10 protein-coding genes are annotated in these 13,482 nt (G+C 58.0%); 6 read left to right on the forward strand and 4 right to left on the reverse strand.

Annotation, left to right across the window (positions count from 1 at the left end; all coding sequences use genetic code 11):
* Positions 1-18: 18 nt before the first annotated feature.
* Entirely contained in the window at positions 19-873 is an 855-nt protein-coding gene (locus AC53L6_RS17555; protein ID WP_496908777.1) for an alpha/beta fold hydrolase, read from the reverse strand.
* The gene (locus AC53L6_RS17560) at positions 870-2,240 is read right to left on the reverse strand and encodes a M20/M25/M40 family metallo-hydrolase (protein ID WP_496908778.1); all 1,371 of its coding nucleotides are present in this window, start codon (positions 2,238-2,240) and stop codon (positions 870-872) included. Before AC53L6_RS17560 ends, AC53L6_RS17555 begins: the two co-directional genes overlap by 4 nt.
* A gap of 222 nt (positions 2,241-2,462) precedes the next feature.
* On the opposite strand from AC53L6_RS17560, the gene hemA reads away from it, so the two are divergent.
* From hemA to ispG, 3 genes are all read left to right on the forward strand, one after another.
* Positions 2,463-3,686: a 5-aminolevulinate synthase gene (gene hemA / locus AC53L6_RS17565; protein ID WP_496908779.1), complete on the forward strand. Its 1,224-nt coding sequence runs from the start codon at positions 2,463-2,465 to the stop codon at positions 3,684-3,686.
* Between the two features lie 112 nt (positions 3,687-3,798).
* On the forward strand, positions 3,799-5,004 hold the full coding sequence (locus AC53L6_RS17570) for a helix-turn-helix domain-containing protein (protein WP_496908780.1): 1,206 nt from the start codon (positions 3,799-3,801) through the stop codon (positions 5,002-5,004).
* Between the two features lie 78 nt (positions 5,005-5,082).
* Entirely contained in the window at positions 5,083-6,216 is a 1,134-nt protein-coding gene (ispG, locus tag AC53L6_RS17575) for a flavodoxin-dependent (E)-4-hydroxy-3-methylbut-2-enyl-diphosphate synthase (RefSeq protein WP_496908781.1), read from the forward strand.
* A gap of 44 nt (positions 6,217-6,260) precedes the next feature.
* On the opposite strand, the gene AC53L6_RS17580 is transcribed toward ispG, so the two are convergent.
* Both AC53L6_RS17580 and AC53L6_RS17585 read right to left on the reverse strand, forming a co-directional pair.
* Complete coding sequence (locus tag AC53L6_RS17580) at positions 6,261-7,007, reverse strand: DsbA family protein (RefSeq protein WP_496908782.1); 747 nt, start codon at positions 7,005-7,007, stop codon at positions 6,261-6,263.
* Positions 7,008-7,010: 3 nt separating this feature from the next.
* Complete coding sequence (locus AC53L6_RS17585; protein ID WP_496908783.1) at positions 7,011-8,351, reverse strand: M48 family metalloprotease; 1,341 nt, start codon at positions 8,349-8,351, stop codon at positions 7,011-7,013.
* Between the two features lie 21 nt (positions 8,352-8,372).
* Here AC53L6_RS17585 and AC53L6_RS17590 point away from each other — a divergent pair, with 21 nt between their 5' ends.
* From AC53L6_RS17590 to AC53L6_RS17600, 3 genes are all read left to right on the forward strand, one after another.
* A complete protein-coding gene (locus tag AC53L6_RS17590) occupies positions 8,373-9,515 on the forward strand; it encodes a pyridoxal phosphate-dependent aminotransferase (RefSeq protein WP_496908784.1) in 1,143 nt (380 codons plus the stop codon).
* Between the two features lie 63 nt (positions 9,516-9,578).
* Positions 9,579-10,787: an N-acetylmuramoyl-L-alanine amidase gene (locus AC53L6_RS17595; RefSeq protein WP_496908785.1), complete on the forward strand. Its 1,209-nt coding sequence runs from the start codon at positions 9,579-9,581 to the stop codon at positions 10,785-10,787.
* 103 nt (positions 10,788-10,890) lie between these two features.
* Positions 10,891-13,401, forward strand: a complete 2,511-nt coding sequence (locus AC53L6_RS17600) for a penicillin-binding protein 1A (protein ID WP_496908786.1) — start codon at positions 10,891-10,893, stop codon at positions 13,399-13,401.
* The last annotated feature ends 81 nt before the right edge of the window (positions 13,402-13,482 follow it).

The raw sequence follows: 13,482 nt of genomic DNA on the forward strand, positions 1-13,482 counted from the left end.
CGCACCGGCAGTTGCGCCTTACTTTTGCGAACTCAAGAAATCGGTAAGGGCCTTTGCGGTCTCCACGGAGTGTGTGTCTGGGAAGAAATGTCCGCCGGGCAGCCCCTTCGCTTGCATGTTTGTCAGCCGATCCGCCCAGGTGGCTGCCACGTCATAGGATTGTCCCATAACGCCGTCTGCGCCGTAGAGGACAAGGGCAGGGCAATCGACCGATCGCCCAAGATCGGACGCGTCGAGGTCGAAATCAACGTCGATGGCGGCGCGGTAGTCGTTGCACATCGTGCGGATGCAATCGGGATCGCGCCATGACGTGCGATACGCCTCAAGCGCGTCAGCGTCGAACCCGTCCATACCACCGCCCCAACCGGCTAGGCAGCTTTCGAAATAGGCATCGGGATCATGGCCGATCAGCGTTTCCGGAAACGGTGCAGGTTGAGCCAGAAAGAACCAGTGATAGTATGCGCGCGCAAACTGCTGCGTCACCTCGTTCAGCAGCAAATGGGTCGGTACAATATCCATCAAGGTGAGGGACAGGACGCTGTTGGCACTATCCAAAGCCATGCGATGTGCGGTGCGCGCGCCGCGGTCGTGACCGACGAGGTGGAATTGATCAAAGCCGAGATGTTCCATAAGCGCCCGTTGATCAGTGGCCATGTTGCGAAAGCTCATATCCTCCATCTGCGCTGGTTTGGTGCTGGCACCGTAGCCGCGTAAATCGGCGGTGACGACGGTGAAGTCCTGGGCCAGTTGTGGCGCAATGGCGTGCCACATGGCCCTGGTTTGCGGAAAACCGTGTAGAAGCAGAACCGGAGGCCCATCGCCTTGTATATCATGGGCGATGGTGACGTCTTCGGCAGTCGTGAACGTCATCATGTCAGAGCGTCGAGGATACGAGCCCAGCTGCGGATACCTTTGTGAAAGCTCTCCATGTCGTATTTTTCGTTGGGCGAGTGGATCTGATCGTCATCCTTGCCGAAGCCGACGAGCATGGGGGTGGTGCCGAGAATGTCTTGGAAATGACCTGCGATCGGAATCGAGCCACCGCAGCCGACATAGGCGGCAGGGACATTCCATTCATTCGTGAGCGCAACACGCGCCGCTTCGAAGGCCGGGTCGGTTGTTTCTGTCGTCGATGCCTGGCTGGCTCCGTGGCCTGAGAATTCAACCTCGCAATCGGCGGGCAGGGCGTCCTCCACCATCTGTCTGAAGCTGTTGCGGATCTTGAGCGGGTCCTGATCGCCAACAAGGCGGAAAGACACTTTGGCGTGCGCCTTGGATGGCAGCACGGTCTTAAACCCGTCGCCTGTGTAGCCGCCCCAGATACCATTCACATCGCAGGTCGGGCGGGACCAAATCATTTCAATTGGGGTACGGTCCTGTTCGCCTGCTGGTTCCGACAAACCCACATCGCCGAGGAACGTGCCATGGTCAAAGGCGAGGCCTTGCCATTGGCTGCGAATGTCATCCGGCAATTCGTGTACGCCGTCGTAGAACCCAGGGACCGTAACGCGACCCTGATCGTCATGCAGTGAGGCAAGGACGTGGGTAAGTACACGGATCGGGTTCATTGCGACCCCACCATACATGCCCGAATGCAGATCCTTGTCGGGGGCGGTGATCGTGATCTCTTCGCCTAGCAATCCCCGCAGCATTGTGACGATGGACGGTACGCGGGACTCGAACATGCCGGTATCGCAGATCAGGGCGAGGTCGGATTTCAACTCTTCTGCGTTCTCTTGCATGAACGGAACCAATGATGGAGAGCCTGATTCTTCTTCGCCTTCGAAGAAGAAGGTAATGCGGCATGGCAGGGCGCCGTGCTCGGACTTCCAGGCGCGACATGCTTCAACAAAGGTCATGAGCTGACCTTTGTCATCAGATGATCCACGCCCCCGGATGACTTGCCCTTTGGCCGTTTCTTCGATCTGTGGATCGAACGGGTCGCGATCCCAAAGTTCCAACGGATCAACAGGTTGTACGTCGTAGTGCCCGTAGAACAGAAGGTGCGGTCCGTCGCCTTCTACGTGACCCACAACCATAGGGTGCCCCGGTGTTTCCCGTTTTTCTGCTGTGATGCCAATGCTTTGCAGATCCCTCACCAACCAGTCCGCCGCGGTCTGACAATGATCCGCAAATGTCGGATCGGTCGAGATCGACTGGATGCGCAAAAGCTCCAGCAACCGTTCAGTCGCTTGGGGCAGATCAGCATCGATGCGGGACAGAACGGCGTCGAGGGTCATGGGGTTTCCTTTGGTTTGACTGCTGCCGCAACACTACGGTGCAGCGGAGCAGTGTCCAGTGGTTGATCTGGGTCAAAGCGCAGGTTGCCTGGGTGGGGAATACCAGACCTGCGACATGACGCGCATTTGATTAGCATTGAAGCCCAATCTCGCTGTCTATATTCATTCTAAATACTGCGTCAGCGGAATAACATAGACGCAAAGACCAAAATGGAGCCTCGCGTGGACTACACCGCCAAATTGGACACCGCCCTGCAACGCCTGCACGACGAAGGCCGCTACCGGACCTTCATCGATATCGAGCGTCAGAAGGGCCAGTTCCCGCATGCGGAATGGACGCGGCCTGATGGCACCAAGGCACCGATCACGGTGTGGTGCGGCAATGATTATCTTGGCATGGGTCAAAACCCCATTGTGCTGCAAGCCATGCATGAGGCGATTGATGCGACCGGTGCCGGTTCTGGCGGGACGCGCAACATTTCGGGCACGACGGTGTACCATAAGCGGCTTGAGGCCGAGCTTGCCGATCTGCACGGCAAGGATGCGGCGCTGCTGTTCACGAGCGCGTATATCGCCAACGACGCGACATTAAGCACGCTCCCTAAGCTCTTTCCGGGCCTTATTATTTATTCGGATGCATTGAACCATGCGTCGATGATCGAAGGTGTGCGTCGTAACGGTGGTGCGAAGCGTGTTTTCCGCCACAACGATGTCGAGCATCTGCGGGAGCTTTTGGAGGCTGACGATCCTGATGCGCCCAAACTGATCGCATTCGAGTCCATCTATTCGATGGATGGCGATTTTGGACCAATCGAAGAGATTTGTGATCTTGCCGACGAATTCGGCGCGCTGACATATATCGATGAGGTGCACGCCGTGGGCATGTACGGTCCGCGTGGTGCAGGTGTTGCTGAGCGTGACGGGGTGATGCATCGCATCGACATCATCAACGGCACGCTGGCGAAGGCGTATGGGGTTATGGGGGGCTACATCGCCGCATCGGCCAAGATGTGCGATGCGATCCGGTCATATGCGCCTGGATTTATTTTTACGACGTCGCTGCCACCCGCCGTCGCTGCCGGAGCGGCTGCATCGGTTGCGTTCTTGAAAACAGCTGAAAACCTGCGCGCGGACCATCAGGTGCAAGCCAAGGCGTTGAAATTGCGACTGAAAGGCATGGGCTTGCCCATTATCGATCACGGCAGTCACATCGTTCCTGTCATGGTCGGTAACCCTATTCACACCAAGATGCTCAGCGATATGCTGTTGGAAGAGCACGGTATTTATGTTCAGCCGATCAACTTCCCGACGGTCCCACGCGGCACCGAACGGCTGCGATTTACTCCATCGCCGGTGCACGGTCCGAACGAGATCGATGCGCTTGTAAAAGCTATGGATAAACTGTGGTCTCATTGTGCGCTAAATCGCGCCGAGAGCGCAGGATAATTCACTAATATTCGCAAATAACGTTGCCATATGTTACCGTCTGTTAAACAACAGAGGTGAAGCGAATCGTGTGGGATCGATTTGTCATCACTTGGCATAACGGGGCAGCTGTATGATCGGGCGGAAATCCGACATCGCTAAAGTTGAAGAAGACGTCGAGCCAAAGGGCTTTGACGACTTTGAGTTGCGCCTAGGCGACATCATGCGCGGCGAACGTGCAACGATGGGCAAATCCCTACTGGATGTTCAACGTGAGTTGCGGATCAAGGCAAGCTATATCGCTGCCATAGAAGCCTGTGATCCTGATGCGTTTGACACTCCGGGCTTCATTGCCGGGTATGTCAGGTCCTATGCCCGCTACCTGAACATGGACCCCGATCGTTCATTTCACACGTTCTGTGCGGAAAGCGGCTTTGCCGTTGCTCATGGCATGTCTGCCGAAGCTTCTGTGGTCAAGAAAGCTGCCCGCGAGGATCGGCTGCAAAAGCCGCATGGCGCGGATATTTTTGCGGCACCTGCGACCCCGTTCGTTCCGACAGGCGAGGCCGTTTGGTCGAGGATCGAGCCACGCGCCGTTGGATCGTCTCTTGTGCTGCTCGCTTTGATCGGCGGCATCGGGTTTGGCGGCTATTCTGTCCTGCAGGAGGTGCAGCGCGTACAAGTTGCGCCCGTGGATCAAACGCCGGTGGTTCTGTCCGACCTTGATCCATTGAGCGGCTCAAACCTGGACCAGACCGAGCAGGGACCCACGATTGATACACCGCGTGCGGATGCGCTGGATCGTCTTTACCGACCGCAAGCGCTGGATGTCCCTGTGCTTGTCGCGCGTGATGCGCCAATCGCCACTTTGGACCCGCGCGAGATTGGGACTTTTGCTGCGCCTGAACCGGCGGACAATACGCCGCTTATCGGGGCGGTAGATCGCGCCCTGGCGGAGGCAATTGCGCCTACCGTGCCGCAAGTGGTCGAGGAAACTGCGCCTGCGCTGACAATGGTTGCCGTGCGCCCGTCCTGGGTTCGCGTGCGTGCCGCCGATGGTACCGTGATCTACGAAGCAACGATGCAGGCGGGCGACACATGGGAAGCGCCCCTGACCGAAGAAGCGCCCACGTTGCGCACTGGCGAGAGTGGTGCAATCTACTTCGCAATGAACAACAAGTTCTATGGTCCGGTTGGCCCGACTGGCGCTGTGACATCCAACTTGCCGCTGGAGATTGCAGGTCTGAAAGAGACGTATCTGCCTGTTGATGTCAGCACGGATGAGGGACTGACCCGCTACGCCGAAGCACAAGCAACATCCACAGCGATCAGCGAATAGTCATTCGCGTCCCCATTGCCGGGGTGCTTTCTCCTGTCTATCTTCCAAGACAACCGCCGATGCTGAACAGGGTGTTTCATGTCGCTTAACCATATCCGTCCGTGGCGTAACATCTACCGTCGGGAAAGCCGTCAGATCATGGTGGGATCGGTGCCGGTTGGTGGCGATGCGCCGATCACGGTCCAGACCATGACCAACACCTTGACCACCGATGTCGCGGCGACGGTGGCGCAGGTGCAGGCGGCAGCAGAAGCTGGCGCGGACATCGTGCGTATTTCGGTCCCGGATCAGGCGTCGTCCAACGCGTTGAAAGAGATCGTCGCTGACAGCCCGGTGCCAATCGTTGCTGACATCCATTTCCACTACAAGCGCGGGATCGAAGCGGCCGAGGCAGGTGCCGCCTGTCTGCGTATCAATCCCGGCAACATCGGGTCGCAAGACCGGATCAAAGAGGTCATCAAGGCCGCGCGCGACCACAATTGTTCCATCCGCATCGGTGTCAATGCCGGGTCACTCGAAAAGCACCTGCTCGAGAAATATGGTGAGCCCACACCCGACGCGATGGTGGAAAGTGGTCTCGATCACATCAAGATCTTGCAGGACAACGACTTTCACGAGTTCAAGATCAGCTGCAAAGCGTCTGATGTGTTCATGGCGGCCGCGGCGTATCAGAAGTTGGCCGAGGCCACGGATGCGCCGATCCATCTTGGGATCACCGAAGCGGGTGGCTTGATGTCCGGCACCATCAAATCCGCGATTGGCCTTGGCAACCTGCTGTGGATGGGCATCGGCGACACCATCCGCGTGTCCTTGTCTGCCGATCCGGTGGAAGAGGTCAAAGTCGGTTACGAAATTCTCAAGTCACTTGGTCTGCGCCACCGAGGTGTGAACATCATCTCTTGCCCATCCTGCGCACGGCAAGGCTTTGATGTGATCAAGACGGTTGAGGTGCTGGAAGAGCGGTTGGCGCATATCAAGACGCCGATGAGCCTATCCATCATTGGCTGTGTTGTGAACGGGCCGGGTGAAGCGCTCATGACGGACGTTGGCTTTACGGGCGGCGGGGCCGGGCACGGGATGGTTTATCTGGCAGGCAAACAAAGCCACCGGATGGATAACGATCAGATGGTTGATCACATCGTCGACGAGGTCGAGAAAAAAGCGGCGGAACTGGACGCCGCAAGCGCAGCCGAGGCGCAAGCGGCAGAATAGGCCTTATTTTTGAAAGAACTGAGCGCCCCGAAGACTTCCGCGGGTCATCCCCGCTTTTCGTCGACCAGCGCCTGCATCTCATCAAAGGGAAGGAAGCCGCGCACAAGTTCGTCTTGCAGGACGAATGTAGGCGTGCCGGTGATCTGCAGTCTTTGGGCCAGGGCACGGGTGCGACGGATTTCATCCGTCACCGCTTCGCTGTCCATATGCGCTTCGATCGCGGTGGCATCGAGGCCAAAGGTCGATGCCATGCGCCGCAGCGTGCGCATCGATACATCCCCTGACATTTCCATTACAGCGTCGCTGACGTTCTTATAGGCCTCTGAACCGGCAATTTGTTTGGTTGCGATAGTGAATCGCGAGGCAAGCAGCGACTGTTCTCCAAGGATTGGGAATTCTTTGACAATCAGGCGGATGTTGCCATCTGTTTCCAATAGTTTGGCAACCTCACCATGGGCGCGTTTGCAGAACCCGCAGCGATAGTCGAGGAACTCGACCAGGGTGATGTCCCCATCGGGGTTGCCGCCGACAAAGCTGAAGCCGTCGTTGAAAATGTCTTGGGCGTTGTCGGACACCAGTGAAAGATCGGCTTGGGCCTGTGCCGCAGTCTGCCGTTCCTCCAGCACCTGCACCGCATCCATAATCACCTGCGGGTTGTCCATCAGATACGCGCGCACTTCCTCACGGAAAATTTGCCGCTCTTCGTCAGTCATCTGGCTCAGATCAAGCGCTTGGGCGGGTAAGGCGAGCGCCATGGCAAAAGAGGCTGCTGCGAGGGGGCGGAAGAACATGCTCTATCTCCGTTTCTTGCGCTTTTCTGCGCGTTCAGATGCAAGGACCACATCCTGTGCCCGTTGCCAAGGGCCAGACCCTTCTGACAGGAGGCCGGTGGCCCGCTTTGCATGAATACCGGCATCTTCGAGCCGACCACGCAGGGCGTAGCGCTCGGCAGTGATAAGTGACGCCATGCCGCGCTGGCCGGATTTCGCATAAGCTACGCTTAGATCGCGCAACATTGATCCATCTCGGAAATCAATGCGACGTGCGCGTTCGAGAGCTGGCAGGGCCGCGCTGACATTTCCACTGGCCAAAAGCGCACGGCCATACCCGGCCTGCAGCAGCCCATCGTTCGGGCGCAACTGTACTGCACGACCGTGCGCATTCGCTGCTGCTGCGAACTGTCGAGTTTCCATCAGAATTTGGCCCTTGAGATCGTACAGGAATGGATCCTCCGGACGCAGAGCGATGGCTTTGTCTATGGCAGCAATCGCGCGACGTGTTTGCGAGTTCTGGTGTCGTGCAGCAGCCTCACGCATCAATGCAATGTCGCGGTAGCCACTTTCTCCCAATCGGTTCAGTGTCCAACTTGGACGGCGGGTGAAGGATGTCAGTTTGCCCTTTGCGCGCGCAAACCAATAGTCCCACGTGGCGGAGTCTGAGGTGCCAGAGTTACCATATGCCGCTGCAAACCCTTCGATGGTGCGCAGGCGGTCGCGGCTCAAAGGGTGGGAACGAACATAGGGGTCCTGCCTGCTGGCACTCAGCATCTCTTGACCGCGGAACAGGCGAAAGACATCCAGCATGCCACCCAGATCGATGCCTGAACTGCGCAAGTATCGTGCGCCCGATTGGTCGGCGGCGGTCTCTTCAGCCCGGGTATGGCTTAGAAAGTTGCGCTGTGCCGCGCTTTGGCTGCCGAGGCTGATTGCTGCCGCACCTTCGCCAGCGCCCGCGGCGGCTGCAAGGATTGCCAATGCCTGGCCGAGCGTTGCGGCAGTGCGCGCGTTGCCGAGATTGGTGATCCGGCGCGTGATGTGCCCGTTTGCGATATGCGCGGCCTCGTGTGCGATGACGGCCTGCAGCATTGCTGCCCGGTCCATCCGACTGATCAGGCCCGAATGGATGTAGATCGCATCGTTGCTGATCACAAACGCATTGAGTGAACTGTCATTGACCACCAGGATTTTGGTGCGTGACGCGCTCAAACCAGCCGCCTTGAGCACGGGCGCGGCCACTTGCGCCAGCGCGTATTCCATGTCTGCATCTCGCAACAAGGTTACCGCGCGCGCAGGCAAGGCAAGCGCCAGCGACACGATCAGGATTGACGCCACCCGCGCCAGGGTATGAAAGGTCATGGTTCGATCATAGGAGACGCCATGCGAACCTCAAGACGCAGCGATGTCGATCCCTTCATTGTGATGGATGTGATGGAGGCCGCGCGAGCCGCGGAATCCGCCGGCCGCCATATAATCCACATGGAAGTAGGGCAGCCTGGGACCGGTGCACCTAAGGCGGCGATCCGCGCATTGGATCACGCAATGAATGACGGGCCTCTTGGCTACACCGTTGCCTTGGGTCTGCCTGCGCTGCGGGCGCGCATCGCACGACTATATGGCGACTGGTATGACATCGATCTGAACCCGGACCGTGTGATTGTTACTTCGGGTGCGTCGGGCGGCTTTATCCTTGCATTCAATGCGTTGTTTGACAGCGGGGATCGTGTAGGCATCGGTGCACCGGGCTATCCCAGTTACCGGCAAATCCTGACGGGCCTGGGTCTGACGCCGGTCGATTTGCCGACGGCCGCCGCCAACCGTTATCAACCTGTGCCCGATGACTTTGCGACCCATGATTTACGGGGCTTGCTTGTCGCCTCTCCGGCCAATCCCACTGGGACAATGTTGGACCGCGCCGCCATGGCGCGTCTGGTCGGAGCCACGCAAGAGGCCGGAGCCAGCTTTATCAGCGACGAAATCTATCACGGCATCGAATATGAAGCCAAAGCCGTCAGTGCGCTGAATGTCAGTGACGATGTCTATGTCATCAACTCGTTTTCCAAGTACTTCTCGATGACAGGCTGGCGTGCCGGATGGATGGTGGTGCCCGAGGATCACGTGCGCGTGGTTGAGCGCCTGGCTCAAAACATGTTCATATGCCCGCCTCATGCCAGTCAGGTGGCCGCACTTGCTGCCATGGATGCAACGGACGAGCTGGAGGCAAATCTAGATGTTTACAGCACAAATCGTGCCCTGATGCTGGAAGGATTGCCGAACGCCGGGTTTACCCGCATCGCACCACCTGACGGCGCATTCTATGTCTACGCCGATGTGTCGGACCTGACCGATGACAGCCGTGCATTTGCAGCGCGGATACTGGACGAGGCAGGGGTTGCTGTAACACCGGGCCTTGATTTCGATCCCGTCCGGGGGCACCAGACCCTGCGTTTTTCTTACGCGCGTACAACAGATGACATTGCGGAAGGCCTGCGCCGACTGAAAACATTCATGGATGGGCGTTAATCGGGGATTCCCGCGAGGAGCGGGTGCCGCTATGCTGCACGCAAAACGAAAAGGGCAGTGGCGATGCGGGCGATCTTGATCGCAGTAGTGATGTGGTTTTTTGCCTTCTCGGCCATAGCGCAAGACCTGTCCGGTCTGGCGCGAGTTGATGTCACTGAAAGTGAGATTTCTGACGGCTGGTTTGGTTCGACTGATCTGACATTATCGTTGAGCCAGGGCGTGCCTTTCCGTGTCTTTTCGTTGTCAGACCCGGCGCGGCTCGTTGTTGATTTCCGAGAGGTGGATTTCTCCGGTGTTTCGCCAGAGGCTTTGTTACCAGAGCCGGGCCGCATTTCAGCTATTCGTTTTGGAGCTTTCAAACCTGGCTGGTCGCGGCTTGTGTTGGATCTGAACGCCCCGATGGTGCCGAGAGAAATTGCAATGCCTGTCGATCCTTCCTCGGGTCGAGCAGTTCTGAATATCGCATTGGAAGAGGTTTCGGCACAGGAATTCGCGGAACTGGCGGGCCCGCCGGGTGATGCCGATTGGGGGGTGCAGGCTGCAGACGAACCGCCCGGAATGCTGGAAGACGGTTTCGTGGTTGTCATCGATCCGGGTCATGGGGGGATCGATCCGGGGGCCGTGCGCGAGACCACCAGCGAAAAAGAACTGATGCTGGGCATTGGATTGGCCTTGCGCGACGCATTGCGCAGGGCTGGAGGTATCGAAGTTGTATTGACCCGCGACACGGACACGTTCGTTTCTCTGACAGGCCGAGTTGCTTTGGCGCATCAGGTCGGTGCGGATGCTTTCGTGTCTTTGCATGCCGACGCCTTGAGCCAGGGTCAGGCAAGAGGTGCCACGGTGTATACCCTGTCCGACGAAGCAAGTGATGCGGCCTCAGCGCAATTGGCGGCGCAGCATGACCGTGCTGATATTCTGGCTGGCGTAGACCTGAGTGGCACGGATGATCAGGTTGCCTCGGTTCTGATGGATTTGGCACGCACCGAAACCATGCCCCGCACGGAAACTTTGGCGACGGCACTTATCGACAATATGGCCGCGGCAGGTGGTCCGATGAACAAACGCCCGCGGCGCGAGGCAGCGTTCTCCGTGCTCAAGAGCGCAGACATCCCATCTGTCCTTGTCGAGGTCGGATTTCTGTCGGACCAACGTGACCTTGCCAACTTGCGCGACCCTGTTTGGCGCGCGGTCATGGTCGAAGCATTGGCGGCGGGCATTCTGCAATGGCGGGATGATGATCTGGCAATGCAACCGCTGATCCGACAGTAGTCGTTCACATCGGCGATATCGCGCTGCCGTTCGCTTTTGACCCTGTCCGCGCCCTCGCGTATACCGGAACAAAAGCAACCGTTGAAAACAGGTGCGAGCGGTCATGTTTCGGTTCATTCTTTCCTTCTTTGGTGGGATTTTCACCACCGTAACGATGGGCATTGCCATGGTCGCGTTGTCGATTGGGGCCATATTCTGGATGTATGGCCGGGACTTGCCCAGCCACGAGTCGTTGGCCCAATATCAACCGGCCACAATCAGCCGCATCTATTCGGGTGAAGGTCAGATCATTGACGAGTTTGCCCAAGAACGCCGCCTGTTTGCACCGGCCGAGACGATTCCGGACCTGGTGAAACAGGCGTTTATCTCGGCCGAGGACAAGAATTTTTATTCGCATGACGGTTATGACCTTCGTGGTATTGGCGCTGCCGCATACGATGCCGTACGCAGTCGCGGGCGGGATGTCCGCGGCGCGTCGACGATCACTCAGCAGGTGATGAAGAATTTCCTGCTGTCCGGCGACCGGCAAGCTGAGCGTAAGATCAAGGAAATCATCCTTGCCGCCCGCGTGGAAGAGGCGCTGAGCAAGGAAAAAATCCTCGAACTGTATATGAACGAGATTTTTCTTGGTCAGAACTCCTACGGCGTAGCTGCAGCCAGTCAGACTTATTTCAACAAGACCCTGACCGAATTGGCGCCGCATGAGGCAGCTTTTCTCGCATCCTTACCCAAGGCACCGTCGGACTTTCACCCGGTGCGACGTGCGGATCGACTGTTATCCCGTCGAAACTTCGTTCTGAAAGAGATGATGGAGAACGGATATATCGATGCCGTCACGTACGAGACAGAGGTGGCGATGCCGCTGCGATCCGTGCAAAACGGCGACTTCGAGAGCTTCAAGGCTGAACTGCCGCCGCGTGACTATTTTACTGACGAAATTCGTCGGCAGCTGAGCGAGGACTACGGTGAGGGCGAATTCTTTACCGGTGGCTACACCGTGCGGGCGACCATCGATGCCGAGATGCAACCCATCGCGGCCTATGCATTGCGGCGCCAGCTTGAAAGCTATGACCGGGGGCAGGGCGTCTGGCGCGGCACTGGCAAAAGCATCGAAGCGGATCAGCTTGAAAACTGGGAAGAGGCCCTCAGAGGTGTTTCGGTTGCCCGTGACATTGACCTGAACGGCGTATGGCGACCCGCTGTCGTCTTGGAGGTCGAAGACCAGCAGCTGCGCGTTGGTATCGAAGGGTGGACGGACAGCGACCCCGCCGCGGTTGTTCCACGCGAAGACATCAAATGGATTCAGGGCAATTTCTTTGACAATTTCGAGGTCGGCGATGTGGTGCATGTGCGGGCCATGACCGCGGACAATGATGGCTCTTTCATCCGCTGGACTTTGCGTCAGGTGCCGCGCGTGCAGGGTGGCTTTGTCGCCATGGACGTGAACACAGGCCGCGTGATCGCCATGCAGGGTGGCTTCAGCTACCAGAACTCGGTCTTCAACCGTGCAACACAGGCCAAACGCCAACCTGGGTCGTCCTTCAAACCGTTTGTCTATGCGGCCGCCCTCGACAGTGGGTATTCCCCGGCCACCATTGTCGTGGACGCCCCGATCGAGATCAACACACCGCAGGGTTTGTGGCGCCCGCGCAATTCGTCCAACAAGTTCTACGGCCCCACGCCGCTGCGCACGGGTATCGAGCGGTCGCGGAACCTGATGACCATCCGTCTGGCGGAAGAGGTCGGTATGGACATTGTTGCCAACTATGCAGAGCGCTTCGGCGTTTATGACCGCATGCGCCTGTTCCTTGCCAACTCGCTGGGGTCCGAAGAAACGACCCTGTACCAGATGGTGTCGGCCTACGCGATGTTCGCGAACGGTGGTGAACGGGTGCAGCCCACGCTGATTGACAGGGTTCAGGACCGGTTTGGTCGCACCGTTTATCGCCATGATGAACGTGAGTGCCGTGACTGCACGCAACTGGCCAGCCTTGATCCGGGCATTGCGCCGCGGGTGGTATCCAATCGCGAGCGCGTAATGGACCCCGTGACAGCCTATCAATTGACATCGATGATGAAGGGCGTGGTCGATCGCGGCACCGCGTCACGAAGCGTGAACCTTCCAGTTCCAATTGCCGGTAAAACAGGGACCACAAACGACGCCAAGGACGTCTGGTTTATCGGATTTTCCAGCGACATCGTTGCAGGCTGCTACATTGGCTACGACCAACCGCGCAGCCTTGGCAAGGGCGCGTCTGGCGGCGGTATGTGTGGCCCCGTATTCAACACCTTCATGCAAGAAGCGATTGCTAAGTATGGTGGCGGTTCATTCGATGTGCCTGAGGAATGCATGTTCATCAAAATCGACCGCTTTTCCGGTGCGCGTTTGAGCGATGCGGCGGCAGGCGACAACGTGGTTAGCGAGTGTTTCCGGGATGGGTTTGAGCCGACGTTCGGCATCACTTTCGATGGTGGATTTGCGATGGGCGCTGATCTGCCCTTGTTCGAAGAAGTGGGCAGCGGTGGCCGTCAGGTGACCACCTCGACCGGCAAGAAAGCAGTTGTAGGCCCCAAGGCAAACTTCGGTACGCTGAGTTCGGGCGGTCTGTACTAAGCTGACCGTCCGGAGCACTCCAACTGATCTTGTCGCGCAGTCTTGCATGGGCTATCTCGAAGCTCTGCCAAGAAGGATGAG

The sequence above is a fragment of the Tateyamaria sp. LSS28 genome (genome assembly GCF_059611725.1).

Coding starts and splice junctions, on each gene's coding strand:
- AC53L6_RS17600 (WP_496908786.1), top strand. CDS start 10,891: ATGTTTCGGTTCATTCTTTCCTTCTTTGGTGGGATTTTCACCACCGTA.
- ispG (WP_496908781.1), top strand. CDS start 5,083: ATGTCGCTTAACCATATCCGTCCGTGGCGTAACATCTACCGTCGGGAA.
- AC53L6_RS17595 (WP_496908785.1), top strand. CDS start 9,579: ATGCGGGCGATCTTGATCGCAGTAGTGATGTGGTTTTTTGCCTTCTCG.
- AC53L6_RS17585 (WP_496908783.1), bottom strand. CDS start 8,351: ATGACCTTTCATACCCTGGCGCGGGTGGCGTCAATCCTGATCGTGTCG.
- AC53L6_RS17580 (WP_496908782.1), bottom strand. CDS start 7,007: ATGTTCTTCCGCCCCCTCGCAGCAGCCTCTTTTGCCATGGCGCTCGCC.
- AC53L6_RS17590 (WP_496908784.1), top strand. CDS start 8,373: ATGCGAACCTCAAGACGCAGCGATGTCGATCCCTTCATTGTGATGGAT.
- AC53L6_RS17560 (WP_496908778.1), bottom strand. CDS start 2,240: ATGACCCTCGACGCCGTTCTGTCCCGCATCGATGCTGATCTGCCCCAA.
- AC53L6_RS17555 (WP_496908777.1), bottom strand. CDS start 873: ATGATGACGTTCACGACTGCCGAAGACGTCACCATCGCCCATGATATA.
- AC53L6_RS17570 (WP_496908780.1), top strand. CDS start 3,799: ATGATCGGGCGGAAATCCGACATCGCTAAAGTTGAAGAAGACGTCGAG.